General features: G+C 66.1%; 21 protein-coding genes and 1 other RNA gene. 18 read left to right on the plus strand and 4 right to left on the minus strand.

Going from position 1 to position 22,873, the window contains the following annotated elements; all coding sequences use genetic code 11:
* Window positions 1–22: 22 nt before the first annotated feature.
* On the minus strand, window positions 23–1,285 hold the full coding sequence (rho, locus tag VL15_RS16620) for a transcription termination factor Rho (RefSeq protein ID WP_006478662.1): 1,263 nt from the start codon (window positions 1,283–1,285) through the stop codon (window positions 23–25).
* Between the two features lie 195 nt (window positions 1,286–1,480).
* The gene (gene trxA, locus VL15_RS16625) at window positions 1,481–1,807 is read right to left on the minus strand and encodes a thioredoxin TrxA (protein ID WP_006402348.1); all 327 of its coding nucleotides are present in this window, start codon (window positions 1,805–1,807) and stop codon (window positions 1,481–1,483) included.
* A 389-nt stretch (window positions 1,808–2,196) separates the two neighbouring features.
* On the opposite strand from trxA, the gene ffs reads away from it, so the two are divergent.
* The 10 genes from ffs to VL15_RS16670 all read left to right on the plus strand — a co-directional run bounded on the left by ffs (window position 2,197) and on the right by VL15_RS16670 (window position 11,675).
* Window positions 2,197–2,295, plus strand: an RNA gene (ffs, locus tag VL15_RS39250) — signal recognition particle sRNA small type.
* 127 nt (window positions 2,296–2,422) lie between these two features.
* Window positions 2,423–4,795, plus strand: coding sequence for a DNA polymerase III subunit gamma/tau (locus VL15_RS16630; RefSeq protein ID WP_048246888.1), 2,373 nt, complete (start codon window positions 2,423–2,425; stop codon window positions 4,793–4,795).
* Window positions 4,796–4,887: 92 nt separating this feature from the next.
* Window positions 4,888–5,214, plus strand: a complete 327-nt coding sequence (locus tag VL15_RS16635; RefSeq protein WP_006482124.1) for a YbaB/EbfC family nucleoid-associated protein — start codon at window positions 4,888–4,890, stop codon at window positions 5,212–5,214.
* A gap of 31 nt (window positions 5,215–5,245) precedes the next feature.
* Window positions 5,246–5,842 carry a recombination mediator RecR gene (gene recR / locus VL15_RS16640; RefSeq protein WP_034181272.1) on the plus strand — a complete coding sequence of 199 codons (597 nt, stop codon included), beginning with the start codon at window positions 5,246–5,248 and terminating at the stop codon, window positions 5,840–5,842.
* A 48-nt stretch (window positions 5,843–5,890) separates the two neighbouring features.
* Window positions 5,891–7,096 (plus strand): CaiB/BaiF CoA transferase family protein, encoded by a 1,206-nt coding sequence (locus VL15_RS16645; protein ID WP_048246889.1) that lies wholly within the window; start codon window positions 5,891–5,893, stop codon window positions 7,094–7,096.
* A 115-nt stretch (window positions 7,097–7,211) separates the two neighbouring features.
* On the plus strand, window positions 7,212–7,973 hold the full coding sequence (surE, locus tag VL15_RS16650) for a 5'/3'-nucleotidase SurE (protein ID WP_048246891.1): 762 nt from the start codon (window positions 7,212–7,214) through the stop codon (window positions 7,971–7,973).
* A complete protein-coding gene (locus VL15_RS16655; protein WP_048246933.1) occupies window positions 7,970–8,902 on the plus strand; it encodes a protein-L-isoaspartate(D-aspartate) O-methyltransferase in 933 nt (310 codons plus the stop codon). Before surE ends, VL15_RS16655 begins: the two co-directional genes overlap by 4 nt.
* A 5-nt stretch (window positions 8,903–8,907) precedes the next feature.
* Window positions 8,908–9,795, plus strand: coding sequence for a peptidoglycan DD-metalloendopeptidase family protein (locus tag VL15_RS16660; protein ID WP_048246893.1), 888 nt, complete (start codon window positions 8,908–8,910; stop codon window positions 9,793–9,795).
* An 11-nt stretch (window positions 9,796–9,806) separates the two neighbouring features.
* A complete protein-coding gene (gene rpoS, locus VL15_RS16665; protein ID WP_048246894.1) occupies window positions 9,807–10,895 on the plus strand; it encodes an RNA polymerase sigma factor RpoS in 1,089 nt (362 codons plus the stop codon).
* A gap of 3 nt (window positions 10,896–10,898) precedes the next feature.
* On the plus strand, window positions 10,899–11,675 hold the full coding sequence (locus tag VL15_RS16670) for a 3'-5' exonuclease (RefSeq protein WP_048246896.1): 777 nt from the start codon (window positions 10,899–10,901) through the stop codon (window positions 11,673–11,675).
* Between the two features lie 33 nt (window positions 11,676–11,708).
* Here VL15_RS16670 and VL15_RS16675 read toward each other — a convergent pair whose 3' ends face one another.
* On the minus strand, window positions 11,709–12,563 hold the full coding sequence (locus VL15_RS16675) for an endonuclease/exonuclease/phosphatase family protein (RefSeq protein ID WP_048246897.1): 855 nt from the start codon (window positions 12,561–12,563) through the stop codon (window positions 11,709–11,711).
* Between the two features lie 220 nt (window positions 12,564–12,783).
* Between VL15_RS16675 and rlmD the strand changes: the two genes are divergently transcribed.
* A complete protein-coding gene (gene rlmD, locus VL15_RS16680; protein ID WP_080970860.1) occupies window positions 12,784–14,181 on the plus strand; it encodes a 23S rRNA (uracil(1939)-C(5))-methyltransferase RlmD in 1,398 nt (465 codons plus the stop codon).
* Between the two features lie 63 nt (window positions 14,182–14,244).
* Here the strand turns inward: rlmD and VL15_RS16685 are convergent, their stop codons facing one another.
* Complete coding sequence (locus tag VL15_RS16685) at window positions 14,245–14,943, minus strand: Bax inhibitor-1/YccA family protein (RefSeq protein WP_006484459.1); 699 nt, start codon at window positions 14,941–14,943, stop codon at window positions 14,245–14,247.
* A gap of 249 nt (window positions 14,944–15,192) precedes the next feature.
* Here VL15_RS16685 and ndk point away from each other — a divergent pair, with 249 nt between their 5' ends.
* From ndk to bamB, 7 genes are all read left to right on the plus strand, one after another.
* Window positions 15,193–15,618: a nucleoside-diphosphate kinase gene (gene ndk / locus VL15_RS16690; protein WP_047900843.1), complete on the plus strand. Its 426-nt coding sequence runs from the start codon at window positions 15,193–15,195 to the stop codon at window positions 15,616–15,618.
* 55 nt (window positions 15,619–15,673) lie between these two features.
* Complete coding sequence (gene rlmN, locus VL15_RS16695) at window positions 15,674–16,813, plus strand: 23S rRNA (adenine(2503)-C(2))-methyltransferase RlmN (protein WP_048246901.1); 1,140 nt, start codon at window positions 15,674–15,676, stop codon at window positions 16,811–16,813.
* 178 nt (window positions 16,814–16,991) lie between these two features.
* Entirely contained in the window at window positions 16,992–18,017 is a 1,026-nt protein-coding gene (locus VL15_RS16700) for a helix-turn-helix domain-containing protein (RefSeq protein WP_048246903.1), read from the plus strand.
* A gap of 112 nt (window positions 18,018–18,129) precedes the next feature.
* On the plus strand, window positions 18,130–19,434 hold the full coding sequence (ispG, locus tag VL15_RS16705; RefSeq protein ID WP_048246905.1) for a flavodoxin-dependent (E)-4-hydroxy-3-methylbut-2-enyl-diphosphate synthase: 1,305 nt from the start codon (window positions 18,130–18,132) through the stop codon (window positions 19,432–19,434).
* 16 nt (window positions 19,435–19,450) lie between these two features.
* A complete protein-coding gene (gene hisS, locus VL15_RS16710) occupies window positions 19,451–20,791 on the plus strand; it encodes a histidine--tRNA ligase (protein ID WP_048246907.1) in 1,341 nt (446 codons plus the stop codon).
* Between the two features lie 55 nt (window positions 20,792–20,846).
* Window positions 20,847–21,476: a tetratricopeptide repeat protein gene (locus VL15_RS16715; RefSeq protein WP_048246909.1), complete on the plus strand. Its 630-nt coding sequence runs from the start codon at window positions 20,847–20,849 to the stop codon at window positions 21,474–21,476.
* A gap of 41 nt (window positions 21,477–21,517) precedes the next feature.
* A complete protein-coding gene (gene bamB / locus VL15_RS16720) occupies window positions 21,518–22,663 on the plus strand; it encodes an outer membrane protein assembly factor BamB (RefSeq protein WP_048246911.1) in 1,146 nt (381 codons plus the stop codon).
* The last annotated feature ends 210 nt before the right edge of the window (window positions 22,664–22,873 follow it).

Below are 22,873 nucleotides of genomic sequence, written 5' to 3' on the forward strand. Positions count from 1 at the left end.
GTTCGTTGCGGAGCGGGGGCGATCAGCCGCCGCGGCGCATCAGGTCGAAGAACTCGGAGTTGCTCTTCGTCTGGCGAATCTTGTCGAGCAGGAATTCCATTGCCTCGACTTCATCCATGTCGTGGATGAACTTGCGCAGCACCCAGATCTTCTGAAGGATCTCGGGTTTGATCAGCATTTCCTCGCGACGCGTGCCCGACTTGTTCAGGTTGATCGACGGATACACGCGCTTTTCCGCGAGGCGGCGCTCGAGGTGCACTTCCATGTTGCCGGTGCCCTTGAACTCTTCATAGATCACGTCGTCCATGCGGCTGCCGGTTTCGATCAGCGCGGTGCCGATGATCGTCAGCGAACCGCCTTCCTCGATGTTGCGCGCCGCGCCGAAGAAGCGCTTCGGACGCTGCAGCGCATTCGCGTCGACACCACCCGTCAGCACCTTACCCGATGCCGGGATCACGGTGTTGTAAGCGCGTGCGAGACGCGTGATCGAGTCGAGCAGGATCACGACATCGTGCTTCATTTCGACGAGGCGCTTGGCCTTCTCGATCACCATTTCGGCGACCTGGACGTGACGCGTGGCCGGTTCGTCGAACGTCGATGCGATCACTTCGCCGGCGACCGAGCGCTGCATTTCGGTCACTTCTTCAGGGCGTTCGTCGATCAGCAGCACGAACAGGATCACGTCCGGGTGGTTCTGCTTGATCGCGTGCGCGATGTGCTGGAGCATCACGGTCTTGCCCGACTTCGGCGACGCGACGAGCAGGCCGCGCTGGCCCTTGCCGATCGGCGCGATCATGTCGATGATGCGGCCCGTGACGTTCTCTTCGCCGCGCATTTCGCGTTCAAGCGACAGCGGCTTGTTCGGGTGCAGCGGCGTGAGGTTCTCGAACATGATCTTGTGTTTCGAGGCCTCGGGCGGCTGCCCGTTGACTTTGTCGACCTTCACCAGCGCGAAGTAGCGCTCGCCGTCCTTCGGCGTGCGGACTTCACCTTCGATGGTGTCGCCGGTGTGCAGGTTGAAGCGGCGGATCTGCGACGGGCTGATATAGATGTCGTCGGTGCTCGCGAGGTACGACATTTCCGGCGAGCGGAGGAAGCCGAAGCCGTCCGGCAGCACTTCGAGCGTACCGTCGCCGAAGATCGTCTCTCCCGTCTTGGCGCGCTTTTTGAGAATGGCGAACATCAACTCCTGCTTGCGCAGGCGGTTCGCGTTTTCGATCTCGAGGCCATTGGCCATTTCGATCAGTTCGGAGACGTGCAGAGACTTGAGCTCGGATAAATGCATACGGAGAACCCGCCAGGGAGGAGAAGCGACGAAAGAAATAAAGGGAGGAGGGCGAGCGGAAGCGCTCAGAGACTTAAATGCGTCTTGTAGACGTTTTTTAATTCTAGCATAGGCCGATTCGCGCTTGAGCGGCCGATCGGCGGCTTGACGACGGACGTGTTGCCGGCTGACAACACGTCCGCGGAACTGCCGGTATTACAGGTGGCTGTCCAGGAATGCGGTGAGCTGCGACTTCGACAGCGCGCCGACCTTCTGCGCGGCGGCCGCGCCGTTCTTGAACAGGATCAGCGTCGGGATGCCGCGCACGCCGAACTTCGCGGGCGTTGCCTGGTTGTCATCGACGTTGATCTTCGCGATCTGCAGCTTGTCGCCGTAGTCCTTCGCGACTTCGTCGAGGATCGGGGCGATCATCTTGCACGGGCCGCACCATTCGGCCCAGAAATCGACGAGCACGGGCTTGTCGGACTTGACGACGTCCTGTTCGAACGATGCGTCGCTGATGTGTTTGATCTGTTCGCTCATTGGGTCAATACCTCTTACGGTTCGGGGACTGCCTGCTTGCGCGTTGCGGCGTACCGGCCTCCGTAGGCTGCCGGCCGCCGTGGCAGGTAGCTCCGCTCTCCGGACGGGAGGGGCGTAAGCGCTGCATGCCGCGGCTCGCGGGTCGTTCGGGCGTCATATTAGCCTAAATTGCTATCTGCTGCGGGCGGCGATAGTAGCCGCTACGCGAGTAGGGGTACGACGCGACGTTCGACCGTTGTGCCCTGCAGGTGGAGGCCGGCTCGCAAATTACAAGGGGGCGGGTACGCATGCGATTCGCACGGCCTTACGCGCGCCGGTTTTGCCCGGCCTTTCGCATTGATGCGAACAAACGGTCGCATTCATCCGGAAGCGGTGATAGAATATGCCGTGACGGGCCTCCTCGCATGGTGGGGCGGTGAACCTGGTCAGGTCGGGAACGAAGCAGCCACAATCGTTTTCCGCCAGTGCCGAGGGTCGGGCTCGTCACCTTCCTTCTCGCCCCGTTCGCCGGGCGATTTTCATTTCTGCGCCACACTCCGTTTTACCTGCACTTTGCCCGACTTCCGCACTGTTTCGCGTGTCGGCGCGACGCAACGTTACTGATACAATTTCCCGATGACCTATCAAGTTCTCGCACGCAAGTGGCGTCCGAAGGATTTCGCTTCGCTCGTCGGCCAGGAGCACGTTGTCAGGGCGCTCACGCACGCGCTCGACGGCGGGCGTCTCCATCACGCCTATCTGTTTACCGGAACCCGCGGTGTCGGCAAGACGACGCTGTCGCGGATCTTCGCGAAGGCACTCAATTGTGAAACCGGCGTCACGTCGCAGCCGTGCGGCGTGTGCCGTGCCTGTCGCGAGATCGACGAGGGCCGTTTCGTCGATTACGTCGAAATGGACGCCGCGAGCAACCGCGGCGTCGACGAGATGGCCGCGCTGCTCGAGCGCGCGGTGTACGCGCCCGTCGATGCGCGCTTCAAGGTCTACATGATCGACGAAGTGCACATGCTGACGAATCACGCGTTCAACGCGATGCTGAAGACGCTCGAAGAGCCACCGCCGCACGTCAAGTTCATCCTCGCGACGACCGATCCGCAGAAAATTCCCGTCACCGTGCTGTCGCGCTGCCTGCAGTTCAACCTGAAGCAGATGCCGGCCGGGCACATCGTGTCGCATCTCGAGCGGATCCTCGGCGAAGAGCAGATCAGTTTCGAGCAGCAGGCGCTGCGACTGCTCGCACGCGCCGCGCAGGGCAGCATGCGCGATGCGCTGTCCCTCACCGATCAGGCGATCGCCTATTCGGCGAACGAGGTGACCGAGTCGGCCGTGTCGGGCATGCTCGGCGCGCTCGACCAGACTTACATGGTGCGCCTGCTCGACGCGCTCGCGGCCGGCAGCGGCCCGGAAATCCTCGCGATTGCCGACGAGATGTCGCTGCGCAGCCTGTCGTTCTCGACCGCGCTGCAGGATCTCGCGAGCCTGCTGCACCGGATCGCCTGGGCGCAGTTTGCGCCGGGCTCGGTGCTCGACGAATGGCCGGAAGCGACCGACTTGCGCCGCTTCGCGGAGACGCTGAGCCCCGAACAGGTTCAGCTGTTCTATCAGATCGCGACGGTCGGGCGCGCGGAGCTCGGCCTTGCGCCGGACGAGTACGCCGGTTTCACGATGACGCTGTTGCGGATGCTCGCATTCGAGCCGGCCGTTGCCGCCGACAGTGCACCGGGCGGCCAGCCGTCCGTGCCGCGTGCCGTGCCGGGCCCGCGCGCTGCCGCGGCATCGGCCGCTGCGGCGAAGCCGGTATCGGCTGCACCCGCTGAAGCAGTGCGTGCGCAGGCTGCCGCACCGGCTGCAACCGTTGCGCCGGTTGCGCGTTCAGCGCCGGCGCAGTCCGGCGATGCATCAGCCCAGTCGGCCATGAAGCCGGCTGCCGTTCGGGCGTCTGCGCCGGCTGCAGTTGATGCGCAGGTTATCGAAACGACGCAGCCGGAAGCGGATGTGGCGCCGCAAGCGGCGCCGGCCGGCGATATGCCGGCGCCTGCCCGCAAGGAATCGGAATCCGAGCCGCCTGCCGCCGCCGTTGCCGTTGCGCAGCGAAACGACGAACCGGCTGCGCCTGCCGCACCGGCGCCGCGCGCTGTGCCGCCCGAGCCGGCCGCGCGTCCGACCGCGCGCGCAGGCGGTGCCGCCGCCGCGCTCGACGTGCTGCGTAATGCAGGGATGCGCGTGTCGTCCGATCGCGGGCGCGCAGGCGCTGCGCCCAAACCGGCGGCCCCGCCGGCCGCCGAGAAGCCGGCCGCGCCGCGTCCTGCCGTCCAGGTGCCGACGCCGCGCGCTGCCGCCCGTGCGCCGCAGGCGGCCGATTCGCGTCAGGCCTCGCCGCCGTGGGAAGACATCCCGCCGGACGACTACGTGCCGCTCAGCGCCGACGAGATGTTCGGCGGCCCGCCCGACGATGGCTTCGTACCCGTGTTCGACAGCGGTCCCGACGATGTGCGCGTGACGCCGAATCCGGTGGAGGCTCGTCCGTCCGCGCCGGTCGACACGCGACCGTTGCCGCCCGCGATCGCGCTCGATCCGGTCGGCTTCGACGGCGACTGGCCCGCGCTGGCCGCGCGGCTGCCGCTCAAGGGCGTCGCGTACCAGCTCGCGTTCAACAGCGAACTGACAGCCGTCGATGCGACGACATTGAAACTTTCCGTGCCGGTGCCGCAGTATGCGGACGCCGCACAGGTGGCGAAGCTGAAGGCCGCGCTGGCCGACGCGCTCGGCAAGCCGGTCGAGGTGGTCGTCGAGGTCGGGCCCGCACGGCGTACCGCGGCGGCGCTCGATGCGGCCGCGCGCGCGGCACGCCAGCGCGAGGCCGAGCAGGAGATTCACGGCGATCCGTTCGTCCAGCAGCTCGTGCGCGACTTCGGTGCGCGCGTCGTCGAGGGTTCGGTGCGTCCGCTCGCCGATTCGGCGTCGGATGGTCCGCCGCCGACGCTGCATTGAACTGACCGCGCCCCGACAGGCACAATCACGCCCACACATTGGCCGGCACGCGCCGCGTGCCGGTTTTCACACGATCAAGAAGGAGTATTCCCATGTTGAAAGGCAACCTCGCCGGACTGATGAAGCAAGCGCAGCAAATGCAGGAAAACATGAAGAAGATGCAGGAGCAGCTTGCGCTGATCGAAGTCGAAGGCCAGTCGGGTGCCGGCCTCGTCAAGGTGACGATGACGTGCCGCAACGAAGTGCGTCGCGTGTCGATCGATCCGAGCCTGCTCGCGGACGACAAGGACATGCTCGAGGATCTCGTCGCGGCTGCGTTCAACGACGCCGTGCGCAAGGCCGAAGCGACGTCGCAGGAAAAGATGAGCGGCATGACGTCGGGTCTGCCGTTGCCCCCGGGCTTCAAGCTGCCGTTCTGAGCGCAGCGTCCGTGCCACTTTTTGCCGCCGTATGAAACAGCCGTCCGCCCTGTCCGCTCTCGTCGAAGCGTTGCGCGTGCTGCCCGGCGTCGGGCCGAAATCCGCGCAGCGCATGGCGGTTCACCTGATGCAGCACGATCGGGAGGGCGCGGAGCGGCTCGGCCGGTCGCTGCTGTTCGCGACCGAGCACCTGCAGCACTGCGAGAAGTGCAACACCTTCACCGAAGCGCAGATCTGCGAGGTCTGCAGCGACGAGGAACGTGATCCGACGCTGCTGTGCGTCGTCGAGACGCCTGCCGACCAGATCATGCTCGAGCAGACGATGACTTACCGCGGGCTGTATTTCGTGCTGATGGGGCGGCTGAGCCCGCTCGACGGGATCGGCCCGAAGGAAATCCATTTCGACCGCCTCGTGCGACGCGCGTCCGACGGCATCGTCAAGGAAGTCGTGCTCGCGACCAACTTCACGAACGAGGGCGAAGCCACCGCGCACTACCTCGGCCAGACGCTGAAGGCACGCGGGCTCGCGGTCACCCGCCTCGCGCGCGGTGTGCCGGTGGGCGGCGAGCTCGAATACGTCGACGCGGGCACCATCGCCCGCGCGATGCTCGACCGCCGCACGATGTAAGCCGGGCGCCGCCCGCGGGCGGCGCCGTTCCTCATGCCAGGGAGACACATGAGCACCAGCCAGGGCCCGCTCGCGGGCGTCAAAGTGCTCGAATTCGGAACGCTGATCGCGGGGCCGTTCGCGTCGCGGCTGTTCGCCGAATTCGGCGCGGAAGTGATCAAGATCGAGGATCCGAACGGCGGCGACCCGCTGCGCAAGTGGCGCAAGCTCCACCCGGAGCAGGGCGGCACGTCGCTGTGGTGGTCCGTCCAGGCGCGCAACAAGAAATCGGTCACGCTCAACCTGAAATCCGATGCAGGCAAGGCGATCGCGCGGCAGCTCGCGGGCGAGGCCGACATCGTGATCGAGAATTTCCGTCCGGGCCTGCTCGAAAAGCTCGGGCTCGGCTACGACGTGCTGTCGGCCGACAACCCGGGCCTCGTGATGGTGCGCCTGTCCGGCTACGGGCAGACGGGCCCGTACCGCGACCGGCCCGGCTTCGGCGCGATCGCCGAATCGATGGGCGGGCTGCGCCACATCACCGGATATCCCGATCTGCCGCCGCCGCGCATCGGCATCTCGATCGGCGATTCGATCGCCGCGCTGCACGGCGTGATCGGTGCGCTGATGGCGCTCCATCACCGCAAGGTCAATGGCGGCGCGGGGCAGGTAGTCGACGTTGCACTGTATGAAGCCGTATTCAACATGATGGAAAGCGTGGTGCCCGAATACGGCGTGTACGGGATGGTGCGCGAGCGCACCGGTGCGTCGCTGCCGGGCATCGTGCCGTCGAATACCTATGCGTGCCGCGACGGCAGCATCGTGATCGGCGGCAATAGCGACCCGATCTTCAAGCGGTTGATGAAGGCGATCGAGCGCGACGACCTCGCCGACGATCCCGCGCTGGCGCGGAACGACGGACGCGTGCCGCGCACACAGGAGATCGACGACGCGATCGCCGCGTGGCTCGCGCCGCGCACGATCGACGACGCGCTCGTCGTGCTCAATGCGGCCGACGTGCCGGCCGGGCATATCTACAGTGCCGCCGACATGTTCACTGATCCGCAGTTCGTTGCGCGGCAGATGATCCAGCGCTTCAAGCTGGCCGACGGCACCGATATTCCGCTGCCGAACATCACGCCGAAGCTGTCGGACACGCCGGGCGAAACGCGCTGGCTCGGGCCCGAGCTCGGCGAACATACGGACGAGGTGCTGCGCGGCCTCGGCTACGACGCGCAGGCGATTGCCGCACTGCGCGACGCGGGCGCGATCTGAGCGCAGAACGCCGCCGCGCAATGCGGCGGCGCACCGTGCGCGGATACGTGCGCCGTCCATCCGCGGCCGCCGGACTGTCGCTCTCGCGCCATCTTTCCTCGGTTACAATCGCCGGATGCGAATCCTACTCAGCAACGACGACGGCTATCTTGCCCCCGGTCTCGCCGCGCTCAGCGAAGCGCTGCGGCCGCTGGCCGAACTCACGGTGATCGCGCCCGAGCAGAACTGCAGCGGCGCGTCGAATTCCCTGACGTTGTCGCGGCCGCTGTCGGTGCAGCGCGCGACGGGTACGGGTTTCTTCTACGTGAACGGCACGCCGACCGATTCGGTGCACGTCGCGTTGACGGGGATGACCGACGCCAAGCCGAATCTCGTTGTGTCGGGGATCAACAACGGCCAGAACATGGGCGAAGACACGCTCTATTCGGGGACAGTTGCAGCGGCCACCGAGGGCATCATGTTCGGCGTTCCGGCCATCGCATTCTCGCTGGCCGACAAGGGCTGGGCCCATCTGGCGGACGCCGCGCGCGTCGCTGCGGAAATCGTCGAGCACTACCTCGCGCATCCGCTGCCGGGCCAGCCGCTGCTGAACGTCAATATTCCGAACCTGCCGTACGACGAACTGAAAGGCTGGAAGGTCACGCGCCTCGGCAAGCGTCATCCGTCGCAGCCGGTGATTCGCCAGACCGACCCGCGCGGCGAGCCGGTCTACTGGATCGGTGCGGCGGGCGCGGCGCTGGATGCGAGCGAAGGCACCGATTTCCACGCCGTCGCAAACGGTTTCGTGTCGATCACGCCGCTGCAGCTCGACCTCACGCATACGCAGATGTTGCCCGCGACGCGCGAATGGGCGCGCGCCGGAGGGCGGGCTTCATGAGCGGCGAGCGCGCGAAGCGGTTCCCGCTCGCGCTCGAGGATCTCAAACGAGCGCCACGCAAGTCGGAAGGTCGAGCCGGCGAACGCCATGCGGCGGCCGCGAAGCCGAAGGCCGCCGACAAGCCCGCGGCCGTGCTGAAACCGGTTGCGGTGAAGCCGGCTGCCGTCCGAACGACGCTGCCCGGTCCCGCCGCCGCGAAGCCCGCGAGCGTGCCGAAGCCGACCGCACTCAAGCCCGCGCTGCCGAAGCCGGCGGCGCCGAGCGTCGCGCCGGCCGGCGCGTTCGCGCTCACGTCGGAACGTGTGCGCGAGCGGATGGTCGAACGGCTGCGCGCGAACGGCGTGACCGACGCGCGCGTGCTGGAGGCGATGGCCGCGGTGCCGCGCCACCTGTTCGTGGATCCGGGGCTCGCGACGCAGGCCTACGAGGATTCCGCGTTGCCGATCGGCCACCAGCAGACAATTTCAAAGCCGTCGGTCGTCGCGCGCATGATCGAGCTCGCGATGGCCGGCCGCACGCTCGAGCGCGTCCTCGAGATCGGCACGGGCTGCGGCTATCAGGCCGCCGTGCTGAGCCACTTGGCACGCGACGTGTATTCGATTGAACGCATCAAGCCGCTGTACGAGCGCGCGAAGCTGAACCTGCGGCCGCTGCGCGTGCCGAACATCCGTCTGCACTACGGCGACGGGCGTGTCGGCCTGCCGTCCGCGGCCCCGTTCGACGCGATCGTGATCGCGGCGGCGGGGCTCGACGTGCCGCAGGCGCTGCTCGAGCAGCTCGCGATCGGCGGGCGGCTCATCGCGCCGGTCGGCGCGCAGAGTGGGCAGCACCAGGTGCTCACCCTCGTCGAGCGCGTCGCGCACGCGCAATGGCGAGAGTCACGGCTTGATCGCGTTTTCTTTGTCCCTTTAAAATCCGGAGTGATTTGAAACCGATGAGTATGTTGCGCGCGATGCAAAACAACCGATCCCGGGAACCGCTCACGCTCGCCCAGCGCGCGATCTGTGTGGCAGCGTTCTCCACCCTACTGGCCGCGTGTGCGACGCGGCTCGACAACGCGCCCGTCGTCGACCGCTCCGGGTCGCTCGGCACGACCGCCACCGCGCAGCCCGCGGTGCCGCTCGGCCCGCCGCCTCCTGGTTTCTACCGTGTGAAGCCGGGCGACACGCTGTACCGGATTGCGCTCGAGAACGGGCAGAACTATCGCGACATCGCCACGTGGAACAACCTGGCGAACCCGAACCAGATCGAAGTCGACCAGCTGCTGCGCGTCGCGCCGCCGGGCGGCGCCGCGGTTGCAGGCGCACCGGTTGCCGCGCCGATCACGGGCGCAGGCGTCGCAACCGCGCCGCTGAGCAGCGGCCCCGCGACGCCGGCTGCCGGCACGTCGTCCACGCTTGCGACGCCGCCGGCCGCGGCCACCGGATCGAGCGACACGGCGGCAGCCCCGAGCGGCCCCGTGACGTTCGCGTGGCCCGCGCGCGGCCCAGTGCTGAACGGGTTCGACGATGCGAAGAACAAGGGTGTCAACATCGGCGGCACGGCCGGCGAAGCCGTGAAGGCGGCGGCCGACGGCCGCGTCGTCTACTCGGGCAACGGCCTGCGCGGCTACGGCAACCTCATTATCATCAAACACGATGCAACTTACCTCACGGCGTATGCACACAATCGCGCTTTGATGGTAAAAGAGGGGGACGCGGTAACGAAGGGGCAGAAGATCGCCGAGATGGGTAATAGCGATGCCGACCGCGTGATGCTGCATTTCGAGGTTCGCCGGCAGGGTAAGCCTGTCGATCCGCTGAAGTATTTGCCGCCTCAATAACCGAGACGACCATGCCGAAATCGAAGCGCCACGAGCCGCAAGCCGAGTCTGAGAAGATCAGTCGTGCCACGCAAGCATCGGTGGGGCGAGCTGGCGCTTCGACGGACGACGAAGACGACGTCGCGGAAAACGAGCGTGACCTCGAGGCACGCGACGTCGAGGCGGACGGTGGCGACGACGAGCGCGAAGGTCGCTCGGAAGCTTCGCCCGAGGTCGACGATTTCCGCACGCTGCTGCAGGCCGAACTCACGGCCGACACGATCCAGCATTACCTGAACCGCATCAGCGTGAAGCCGCTGCTGACCGTCGAGGAGGAGCAGCGCTATTCCCGTCTCGCGAAGGCCGGCGAATTCGAGGCGCGGCAAGTGATGATCGAGCGCAACCTGCGTCTCGTCGTCAGTATCGCCAAGGGATATCTGAATCGCGGCGTGCCGCTGCTCGACCTGATCGAGGAGGGCAATCTCGGCTTGATGCACGCGATCGAGAAATTCGACCCGACGCGCGGTTTCCGCTTCTCGACCTATGCGACCTGGTGGATCCGGCAGAGCATCGAGCGGGCGATCATGAACCAGGCCCGCACGGTGCGCCTGCCCGTGCACGTGATCCGCGAACTGAACCAGGTGCTGCGCGCGAAGCGCCACCTCGAAAAGAATTCGATGTCGACGGGCGAGGCGGCCGAGCGCCGCGAAGCCAGCATCGACGACATCGCCTATCTCACCGGCAAGACCGCCGAGGAAGTCACCGACATCCTCGCGCTCAACGAGCACACGGCGTCGCTCGATGCGCCGCTCGATCTCGATCCCGCGAGCAGCCTGCTCGATCTGCTGCCCGACGACCAGAGCCAGTCGCCCGACGCCGAGGTGCAGCACCGCGAGCTCGAAACGCTGACGCGCGCCTGGCTGTCGCGGCTGTCCGACAAACATCGGCATGTGATCGAGCGCCGCTTCGGCCTGAACCATATCGAACCGGCGACGCTCGAGGAGCTGGCCGACGAGATGGGGCTCACGCGCGAGCGCGTGCGGCAGATCCAGCAGGAAGCGCTGGTGCGCCTCAAGCGGTTCTTCGCCTCCAACGGCGTGCGCAAGGACGCCGTTCTGTAACTGATGACACCGATTCTTGTTTTTGACATCGAGACGATCCCCGATGTCGACGGCATTCGCCGTCTGGAAGACCTGCCCGCGACGCTCGACGATGCCGCGGTGGCCGAACATGCGTTCGCCGCACGCCGCGAGAAAACCGGCGGCGATTTCCTGCCGCACCACCTGCAGCGCATCGCGGCGATTTCATGCGTGTTCCGCGACAACAACGGTTTTCGCGTGCGCTCGCTCGGCACGCCGCAGGACGACGAAGCGACGCTGATCCAGTCGTTCTACCGCGTGATCGAGAAATACACGCCGCAGCTCGTGTCGTGGAACGGCGGCGGCTTCGATCTGCCGGTGCTCCATTACCGCGCGCTCGTGCACGGCATTCCCGCGACCCGCTACTGGGATCTCGGCGAGGACGACCGTGAATTCAAGTGGAACAACTACATCTCGCGCTATCACTCGCGGCACACCGACCTGATGGACGTGCTCGCGATGTATCAGGCGCGCGCGAACGCGCCGCTCGACGCGCTCGCGAAGATGTGCGGCTTTCCGGGCAAGCTCGGGATGGACGGCAGCCAGGTGTGGCCGGCGTTCCGGGAAGGGCGGATCGAGGAAATCCGCAATTATTGCGAGACCGACGTCGTCAATACGTACCTGCTGTACTGCCGGTTCCAATTGATGCGCGGCGGCCTGACGCCGGGCGAGTATGCGGACGAGATTCTGCTCGTGAAGAACGCGCTCGCGCTGGAACCGGCGTCGCACTGGGCCGAATACCTGGCTGGCTTCGACGCGTAGTGCGGGCGGCGCCGCCGCCGGCGGCCCGCGCGATCAAGCGAGTTCGAGTAGTACCGGCTGGTGGTCCGATGCGCGCGTATCGCCGTCGATCTCGCACCGCGTGACGCGCGGCAGCAGCGTGTCGGTCACGAACACGAAGTCGCACGCCAGCGGCCCCTCCGACCATTGCACCGTATCGTAGACACCCGCCGTCGGCGGCGGCGTGCTGCCGGGATGCTGCGCGGCCCATGCGTCGACGAAGCACGGGGCGTCAGCGATCGGCTCCAGGAAGCGCCGATATGCGTCGCTGCCGAACGCGCTGTTGAAATCGCCGCAGACGATCGCGTCGCGCGGCTGGCCGGTCGCGCTGAATGGCCCCTCGGCGGTTTCGGCGGGCGCCGGTTGTTCCGCATGCGCGCAGGCTTCGCGATGCCGGTCGCGCAGTGCGTCGACCTGCGCAAGCCGCTGGCGTGCCGAATAATATTCCAGATGCGTGGTGACCACGCGCAGCGGGCCGAACGGCGCCTGCAACGCGATGTCGAGCGCGACGCGCGGCATCGACGGCGCGTCGGCATCGGCCGGCCACGGCAGCAACTGGCGCAGCACGCGCCCGATCGGCAGCCGGGTCGCGATCGCATTGCCGAACTGGCGACGCGGTGCGCCGGGTTCGATGGCCGGCAGGTCGGCGCCGATGGCTTCGACGATCGTGTAGCCGGGCAGCAGCGCCGCGAGTTCGGCGAACTGGTCGGGGCCGGGCCGGCCGGGCAGTGCGCCGAAGCCGCGCGTGACCTCCTGCAGGCACAGCACGTCGAAATCGCCGAGCCGGCGGATCGCTGCGACAGTGTGCGAAAGGTCGACAACGCCGTCCGCGTCCCGACCCCATTGGATGTTCCAGTCGATCAGTCGCATGGTCGAATCTCCTGCCGCGCGGATGCCGGGCCGTGCACCGCTCCCGATTGGCGCTGCGGCCCGCCTGGCCGCGGGTCTGCCCGAGCCGCCTGCCTGGCCGTTCCGGCGCGATGCAGGGCCGTCTATGCTTAAGTGTCGACGCTTGCCCCATGCAAAGCGGGCGATGCGGGCCTTCGTCGTCTACAATCTCGCCTTCTTCAACGTTTGTCAGGAAAAGCTGGTGTCCGAAGCCGTCCCCACTTCTGCGCGCAAATCGAAAAATGCGCCCGTCGCGCCCGGGATCGCCCCGGTTCTCGAGATCGAATCGCTCGACATGGAAGCGCGCGGTGTCGGCCGCACGATCACCGAGGACGGCGAGCCGGGCAAGGTCATCTTCGTCGAAGGTGCGCTGCCGGGCGAACGCGTGACCTATTCGAGCTACCGCCGCAAGCCGAGCTACGAGCAGGCGACGGTTGTCGATATTCTGCGCCCGAGCGTGATGCGCACGCAGCCGAAATGCAAGTTCTTCGGTACCTGCGGCGGCTGCTCGATGCAGCATCTCGACATGCGCGCGCAGGTGGCGGTCAAGCAGCGTGTGCTCGAAGACAACCTGTGGCACCTGGCGAAGCTGCGCGCGGAAACGATGTTCGCGCCGATCCACGGCCCGTCGTGGGGCTATCGCTATCGTGCGCGCCTGACCGTGCGCAACGTGGTGAAGAAGGGCGGCGTGCTGGTCGGATTCCACGAGAAGAAGAGCAGCTACGTTGCCGACATGACGAGCTGCGAGGTGCTGCCGCCGCACGTGTCGGCGATGCTCGTGCCGCTGCGCCGGCTTGTCGAGGGGCTGTCGATCCGCGATCGGATGCCGCAGATCGAGCTCGCGGTCGGCTCGGAGGTCACGGCGCTCGTGCTGCGCGTGCTGGAGCCGATCAACGCGGACGACGAAGCGTTGCTGCGCGCGTTCGCGGACGAGCACAAGGTGCAGTTCTGGCTGCAGCCGAAAGGCCCCGACACGGTGACGCCGTTCTATCCGCTCGACGTGTCGCTCGACTACACGCTGCCGGAATTCGGCATCCGCATGCCGTTCAAGCCGACCGACTTCACGCAGGTCAACCATCAGATCAACCGCGTGCTGGTGGGCCGCGCGCTGCGCCTGCTCGCGCCGTCGCGCGACGATCGCGTGCTCGACCTGTTCTGCGGGATCGGCAACTTCACGCTGCCGCTCGCGCGGCTGTCGCGCGAGGTGATGGGCATCGAGGGCAGCGATACGCTGACGACGCGTGCGCTGGCGAACGCACGCGAGAACGGCGTCGACGGCCATACGACGTTCGCATGTCGGAACCTGTTCGAAGTGACGGGCGACGACCTCCGCGCGCTCGGCGCATTTGACAAGTACCTGATCGACCCGCCGCGCGAAGGCGCGCTCGCGGTGTCGAAGGCGCTGGCCGAGATCGCGCAGAGCGGTGAAGGCCCGCTGCCGAAGCGCATCGTCTACGTGTCGTGCAACCCGTCGACGCTTGCGCGCGACGCGGGCCTGCTCGTGCACGAGGCCGGCTACCGGTTGAAGGGTGCCGGTGTCGTGAACATGTTCCCGAACACGTCGCACGTCGAATCGATCGCGCTGTTCGAGCGCGACTGAGCTGGGCGGCGGACGTAAAAAAACCGGCCTGAAGGCCGGTTTTTTCATGGTGCGTGGCGAACGTCAGTTGCGGTTGCCGCCGAAGATGCCGAGCAGCGCGAGCAGGTTCGTGAACACGTTGTACAGATCGAGGTAGATCGCGAGCGTCGCCGAGATGTAGTTCGTCTCGCCGCCGTTCACGACACGCTGGACGTCGAACAGCATGTACGCGGAGAAGATCGCGATCGCGAGCACCGACACGGTGAGCATCAGCGCCGGCAGTTGCAGGAAGATGTTCGCGACCGAAGCGAGCAGGATCACGATCACGCCCATGAACAGCCACTTGCCGAGCCCCGAGAAGTCACGCTTGCTGACCGTGGCGATCGTCGCCATCGTGGCGAAGATGATGCCGGTGCCGCCGAACGCGAGCATGATCAGCGACGGGCCGTTCGAGAAGCCGAGGATGAAGCTCAGCAGCCGCGACAGCATCAGGCCCATGAAGAACGTGAAGCCGAGCAGCACGAACACGCCGGCCGCGCTGTTTTTCGTCCGCTCGATCGCGAACATGAAGCCGAACGCGATCGCGAAGAACGCGAGCAGGCTCATCATCGGGCTCGTGGCCGCGAACAGCGAGAAGCCCGTCGCGACGCCGACCCAGGCGCCCAGCACGGTCGGCACCATCGACAGCGCGAGCAGCCAGTACGTGTTCCGCAGCACGCGGTTGCGAACCTCGGCGGTGCTGACGGAACCGCCACGGCCGAAATTGTACGGATAGTCGTTCATGGTTTCTCCTAACATTGAACGCATGGGCGTCCGGGGCCGGTTCGGCGCGCGCGGTGTGCGGCGCAGCAAACCGGAGCAGCTATGGCTAAGATACGTTCCGCGCCGGGAGGTTTCAATGGCTGCACGGCGCAAAATATATGGATTCGGAACCTTTCACATATGTAAGGGTTCAATCGCAATGATACACGGGATCGTGCTACAATAGCGGATTCATTTGAACCTGTAACTTCTTAATTTTTTGGAGTTTTTATGGCAATCGAGCGCACCCTGTCGATCATCAAGCCGGATGCGGTGGCAAAGAACGTGATCGGCCAGATCTACAGCCGTTTCGAAGGCGCCGGCCTGAAGATCGTCGCATCGCGCATGGCACACCTGTCGCGTGCTGACGCAGAGAAGTTCTACGCGGTTCACGCAGCGCGTCCGTTCTTCAAGGACCTCGTCGATTTCATGATCTCGGGCCCGGTGATGATCCAGGTTCTGGAAGGTGAAGGCGCGATCCTGAAGAACCGCGACCTGATGGGCGCAACGGATCCGAAGAAGGCGGAACAGGGCACGATCCGCGCCGACTTCGCAGACAGCATCGACGCGAACGCCGTGCACGGCTCGGACGCAGCTGAAACGGCTGCCGTCGAAGTCGCGTTCTTCTTCCCGGAAATGAACGTTTACTCGCGTTAAGCCCTGGCTGACAGCAAGTAGGCAGGATTCAGCGCACGCGGCAAGGCAGCACATCATGACGAGCGAAACTTCCGTCAATCTTCTCGACTTCGATGCCGAGGGTCTTGTCGCGTACTGCGGCAGCCTGGGCGAGAAGCCGTTCCGCGCCAAGCAGTTGCAGCGCTGGATCCACCAGTACAACGCCGGCGATTTCGACGGTATGACCGATCTCGCGAAGTCCCTGAGAGAAAAACTCAAGGGCCGCGCGTCGATCGTGATGCCGGACATCGCCAGCGATCACGTTTCCACCGACGGCACGCGCAAGTGGCTGATCGACGTCGGAAACGGCAATGCGGTCGAAACCGTGTTCATCCCGGAAGAGACGCGCGGCACGCTGTGCGTGTCGTCGCAGGCCGGGTGTGCGGTCAACTGCCGCTTCTGCTCGACGGGCAAGCAGGGTTTCTCCCGCAACCTGTCGACAGCCGAAATCATCGGCCAGCTACGGATGGCCGAATTTGCATTGCGAGCGTCGCTGGGCCGCGCGCCCGGCCCGAACGGCAAGGCCGAACGGGTTGTCACCAACGTGGTGATGATGGGCATGGGCGAGCCGCTCCTGAATTACAGCGCGGTCGTGCCCGCGATGCGGTTGATGCTCGACGACAACGCGTACGGCCTGTCGCGCCGCCGCGTCACGCTGTCGACGTCCGGCGTGGTGCCGATGATGGACCGCCTAGGTGCCGAATTGCCGGTCGCGATGGCCGTTTCGCTGCACGCGCCGAACGATGCGCTGCGCGACGAGCTGGTGCCGCTCAACAAGAAGTACCCGCTCCGCGAGCTGATGGCTGCGTGCCAGCGCTATCTGAAAGTCGCGCCGCGCGACTTCATTACTTTCGAATACTGCATGCTGGACGGCGTCAACGACACCGAAGCGCATGCACGCGAATTGCTGGCCGTCACGCGTGACGTGCCGTGCAAGTTCAATCTGATTCCGTTCAATCCGTTTCCGGAATCGGGCCTCCTCCGCTCGAAGTCGGAGCAGATCAAGCGCTTTGCACAGATCCTCATCGACGCGGGTGTCGTCACGACCGTGCGCAAGACGCGCGGCGACGATATCGATGCCGCGTGCGGCCAGCTGGCCGGTGCGGTGAAGGACCGCACGCGCCTCGCGGAACGAACGGGCGCAGCAGCAAAAATCATCGAAGTTCGGGCAATTTGACGGGGACGCCTAGTCGGGGATGCCTGTCCGGGGATGCCCGAACCTTTTGGCAGTACAACACGCGAACAGCGATCGGTCGCGGCGCCACGGCGCCGCGCATGGTATGGACAGTTGCGGGTGCCGGCCGGTGGAAGCCGGCGGCGGCCGCCAGTGAAGAAGAATCGACGCGAGGACAAGGATGAGTGAGCCGCAGCCGTCTAACGGCGCAGAGACGAATGCCGCGAAGCCGGCACCGGCGGGACTGGAATCGCTGGCGGCGGTCGGCAGCCGGCTGGCGCAGCTTCGGGAGACGAAGGGCTGGACGGTCGACGACGTGTCGGCGCGACTCAAGGTCGCACCGCAGAAGCTCCGGGCGCTCGAGGCTGGCGACATCAGCCATTTGCCTGGCGTGACCTTCGCGCTCGGTGTCGTGCGCAGCTACGCGAAGATGCTCGGCGTCGATCCGGAACCGTTCGCGCAGGCGTTGCGCCGTGAGCGCGGGGTACCGGAAGTCGACCTGTCGATGCCTGCGTCGTCCGGGACAGACCTGCCGCGCGGCCGCGTGTCGATTCCGCTGGGCGGCTCGTCGCGTCACCACCCGTGGCTGTGGGGAACGGCAATCGTCGTCGTCGCGGTGGTTGCAGTACTGATGTGGCACACTGGCGGCGATTCGTCGAGCCTGCTCGCGCGCTTCAAGGGCGGTGACACGGAGCATGCGTCGGCCGCGAGCGCGCCGGCTGCATCCTCGTCGTCCGTTGAAGATGCGGCCGCGAGCGGCGCGTCGACCGTGGTTGCCAATGAGGTTCCGGCCCCGGCTTCGACGTCCGCAACCGCCGTGCAGGCGATTGCATCCGCTGTCCCGGCGCCCGCGGCACCGGCCGTGACGGCGCCTGCGTCGCAGCCCGTCGTGGCAACGACGACGACGGTGGCGAGCGCCGCCGCGCCGGCCGAGCCGGCGAGCGTCGTGGTCGCGGCAGGTCAGTCGATGGTCGAACTGAAGGTCAAGCAGGATTGCTGGTTCAGCGTGCGCGACAAGAACGGCAAGGAGCTGTTCTCGGCGCTGGTGCGGGCCGGCGAGACGAAGCAGGTCGCCGGCGACGGGCCGTTCAAGGTCACGATCGGCAACAAGGCAGGCCTCGACGCGGTCGCGTTCGACGGAAAACCTGTCGATCCGGCAAAATATTCGGCAGCGCGGGGTAATGTGGCGCGGTTCACGTTGCCCTGACGTCAAGCGCCGTGGCGAAGGCCTGTCGTCGATATCGGCAGGCCGTGAGGGCACGGCGCTTTTTCAATTCATGCGCCGCGTTGCGGTGCATTCCGCGTAAATGGATCTATCGATGCAATCCGAAGCCCAATCCCCACGCAGCAGTCAGATTTGTTCAACCGAGCCGGTGTTCGGCGGGCATCAGCCGCGCCGCGTGTCGCATGCGGTGGATGTCCGCTGGGGCGGACAGCTCGTGACGATTGGCGGCGCCGCGCCGGTGCGCGTGCAGTCGATGACGAATACCGATACGGCCGACGCGATCGGCACGGCGATCCAGATCAAGGAACTCGCGAACGCAGGCTCCGAACTGGTGCGCATCACGGTCAACACGCCTGAGGCCGCGGCCGCCGTGCCGGCGGTCCGCGAGCAACTCGACCGGATGGGCGTGACCGTGCCGCTCGTCGGCGATTTTCACTACAACGGCCACCTGCTGTTGCGCGATTTCCCGGGCTGCGCGGAGTCGCTGTCGAAGTACCGGATCAATCCCGGCAACGTCGGTCAGGGCGCGAAGCGCGATACGCAGTTCGCGCAGATGATCGAGGCCGCGGCCAAGTACGACAAGCCCGTGCGGATCGGCGTGAACTGGGGCAGCCTCGACCAGGATCTGCTCGCACGCATGATGGACGAAAACGGTGCACGGTCGCAGCCGTGGGACGCGCAGAGCGTGATGTACGAGGCGCTGATCCAGTCGGCGATCGGCTCGGCCGAGCGTGCGGTCGAGCTGGGTCTCGGCCGTGATCGCATCATCCTGTCGTGCAAGGTCAGCGGCGTGCAGGACCTGATCGCCGTCTACCGCGAACTCGGCCGCCGCTGCGGCTTCGCGCTGCACCTCGGGCTGACCGAGGCCGGCATGGGCTCGAAGGGCATCGTCGCATCGACGGCCGCGCTCGGCGTACTGCTGCAGGAAGGGATCGGCGACACGATCCGCATCTCGCTGACGCCGGAACCGGGCGCGTCGCGCACGGGTGAGGTGATCGTCGGTCAGGAAATCCTGCAGACGATGGGCCTGCGCTCGTTCGCGCCGATGGTGATCGCGTGCCCGGGCTGCGGCCGCACGACGAGCACGCTGTTCCAGGAACTCGCGATGCAGATCCAGACCTACCTGCGCGAGCAGATGCCCGCGTGGCGCAAGGAGTATCCGGGCGTCGAGAAGATGAACGTCGCGGTGATGGGCTGCATCGTCAACGGCCCGGGTGAATCGAAGCACGCGAACATCGGCATCAGCCTGCCGGGTTCGGGCGAGAACCCGGCCGCGCCCGTCTTCATCGACGGCGAGAAGGTCAAGACGCTGCGCGGCGAGCGGATCGCCGAGGAATTCCAGCAGATCGTCAGCGACTACGTCGCACGCAATTACGGCCGCACCGAGGCCCTGAATTAATTCGTCCACACACACGATGACTGAACAGAAACGCAAGATCGAGAAGCTCGCCGGCGTCAAGGGCATGAACGACATCCTCCCGCAGGATGCCGGTCTTTGGGAGTTCTTCGAAGCCACGGTGAAATCGCTGCTGCGCGCCTACGGCTATCAGAACATCCGCACGCCGATCGTCGAACATACTCAGCTCTTCACGCGCGGCATCGGCGAAGTCACGGACATCGTCGAGAAGGAGATGTATAGCTTCACCGACGCGCTGAACGGCGAGAACCTGACGATGCGCCCGGAAAACACCGCGGCCGTCGTGCGTGCGTCGATCGAGCACAACATGCTGTACGACGGCCCGAAGCGCCTGTGGTACATCGGTCCGATGTTCCGCCACGAGCGCCCGCAGCGCGGCCGCTATCGCCAGTTCCACCAGGTCGGTGTCGAGGCGCTCGGTTTCGCGGGTCCCGATGCGGATGCCGAGATCATCATGATGTGCCAGCGCCTGTGGGACGACCTTGGCCTGACCGGCATCAAGCTCGAGATCAACTCGCTCGGCCTCGCCGAAGAGCGCGCCGCGCACCGCGTCGAACTGATCAAGTACCTCGAGCAGTTTGCCGACGTGCTCGACGAGGATGCGAAGCGCCGCCTGTATACGAACCCGCTGCGCGTGCTCGACACGAAGAATCCCGCGCTGCAGGAGATTGCGCAGAACGCGCCGAAGCTGATCGACTTCCTCGGCGACGAATCGCGTGCGCACTTCGACGGGCTGCAGCGCCTGCTGCTCGCGAACAACATTCCGTTCAAGATCAACCCGCGTCTCGTGCGCGGCCTCGACTATTACAACCTGACCGTGTTCGAGTGGGTGACCGACAAGCTCGGCGCGCAGGGCACGGTCGCGGCCGGCGGCCGCTACGATCCGCTGATCGAGCAGCTCGGCGGCAAGCCGACCGCCGCGTGCGGCTGGGCGATGGGCATCGAGCGCATCCTCGAACTGCTGAAGGAAGACAACCTTGCGCCCGAGCAGGAAGGCGTCGACGTGTACGTCGTGCACCAGGGCGACACCGCGCGCGAACATGCGTTCATCGCCGCCGAGCGCCTGCGCGACACGGGTCTCGATGTGATCTTCCACTGCAGCGCCGACGGTGCGACGGCAAGCTTCAAGTCGCAGATGAAGCGGGCCGACGCAAGCGGCGCCGCGTTCGCGGTGATCTTCGGCGAAGAAGAGGTCGCGAACGGCACGGTGGGCGTGAAAGCGCTGCGCGGTGCGGGCGAAGAAGGGGAAAAGAACGTTCAGCAGACCGTACCGGTCGAAAGCTTGACCGAATTCCTAATCAATGCGATGGTTGCATCCGCCGAAGACGGCGACGACTGATCGCGCTGGCATCCGCTCGACAAGAAAAGCCTGAACAGGAAGGAAACGCTCGCCGATGAGTTATCACGACGAACAAGAATCGATTGAAAGTCTGAAGGCGTGGTGGGCCCGCTGGGGCAACCTCACCACGTGGATCGTGCTCGCGGCGCTCGTCGTCGCGGCAGGTTTCAACGGCTGGAACTACTGGCAGCGGCGTCAGGCTGCCGAGGCGTCCGGGCTGTACGAGCAGGTCCAGAAGGCTGCCGCCGCGAACGACAAGGCGACGATGGCGCGTGCGGCTGCCGACATGGAAGACAAGTTCAGCAGCACGCCGTATGCCCAGATGGCGGCGCTCTCCGCCGCGAAGGTGCTGTACGCGGCAGGCGATGCGGCGGGCGCGAAGGCGCAGCTGCAATGGGCCGTCGATCACGCCAAGGACGACGAGTACAAGCAGATCGCGAAGCTGCGTCTCGCATCGCTGCTGCTCGACGAGAAGGCATACGACGCGGGCCTCACGCTGCTGTCGGGTACGCCGGTCGATGCATTCAAGGGCCTCGTGGCCGATCGCCGCGGCGATCTGCTTGCCGCGCAAGGCAAGACCGACGATGCGCGCGCCGCTTACAAGCTCGCGCTCGACGGCCTGTCGAAGGACGACCAGTCTGCACGCCAGCTCGTACAGTTCAAGCTGGACGCACTCGGCGGCTGAACCCCGGTCCCCTCAACCTCTTAACTCTGCTTCGCTAACCGATGAATTTGCTGAAACGTTACGCTGTGCCCGTCGCCTGCGCGGCGGCTGTCCTCGCATTGGCGGCCTGCTCGTCGTCGAAGGACGCGCGCCGCGTGCCGACGCCGCTCACCGAGTTCAAGCCCGTCATGGACGTGCAACAGGTCTGGAAGGCGAGCGTCGGCAAGGGTGGGCGCTACCTGTTCTCGCCGGTGGCCGTGGGCGACGCCGTCTATGCGGCGGGTGAAAACGGTTCGGTCGAGAAGATCGACGCGAAGACGGGCCAGACGATCTGGCGCTCGAAGGTCGACTCCGACCTGTCGGCCGGTGTCGGCAGCGACGGCAACCTGACCGCGGTTGGCGCGCTGAAGGGCGGCGTGTTCGTGCTGGGCCCGGACGGCAAGCAACTGTGGAAGACCAGCGTGCAGGGCGAGATCTTCTCGCCGCCGCTCGTCGGCAACGGCCTCGTGGTTGTCCGCACGATCGACGGTCAGGTGATCGCGTTCAACGCGCAGACGGGCGAGCAGAAGTGGAACTACCGCAACCGCGCGGTACCGCTGAACCTGCGCGTGTCGGCCGGCATGACGTTCGCGGGCGACGCGGCGGTGCTGGCGGGCTTCCCCGGCGGCGGCCTCGTCGCGATCAACCTGCAATCGGGCGACCCGTTCTGGCAAACGCCCGTGTCGTTCCCGAAAGGGGTGACCGAGGTCGAGCGCATCAACGACGTCAGCGGCCCGCCGACACTCGTGGGCGCGGAAGCCTGCGCGGTGACGTTCCAGGGCCAGCTCGGCTGCTTCGATGCGAACTCGGGCCGCCCGCTGTGGGAAAAGGCGTTCTCGAGCCGCAGCGGTCTTGCGCAGGACGATTCGGTTGTCGCAGGTGGCGACGACTGGTCGGTCGTGACGGCGTACGACGCGGCCTCCGGCAACCAGCTCTGGCGCAACGACAAGCTGAAGAGCCGTGACGTCGGCGTGCCGTATCTGCTCGGGCATGCGGTCGTGATGGGCGATTACCAGGGCTTCGTGCATTTCCTGTCGCGCGAAGACGGCAGCTTCATCGCCCGGATGAAGACCGACGGCAGCGCGATCACGGCGGCGCCGGTCCTCGCGGGCAATACGCTCGTCGTGCAGACGAAGGACGGCGGCCTGTACGGGTTCCGTCCGCGCTGACGAGCAGGAAACCTGCGCGGCCGTGGCGCGGCGGGCTTGTCCCGCGCGCACGGGCCGGGCGATTTGAAGGCGGCCGGTGTTCCCGGCCGCTCGGTATTTGAAAGGCAGTTCGAGACGAAAGACGACGGCGCGCAACGTGCGCCCGGCGCGCGCATCCGGCGCTGCGCGAATTCGTGATATTTTCATTCAGCGCAGCCGCCCGCAGCAGCG

This window comes from Burkholderia cepacia (genome assembly GCF_001039005.1).
Taxonomy (GTDB): Bacteria; Pseudomonadota; Gammaproteobacteria; order Burkholderiales; family Burkholderiaceae; genus Burkholderia; species Burkholderia theae.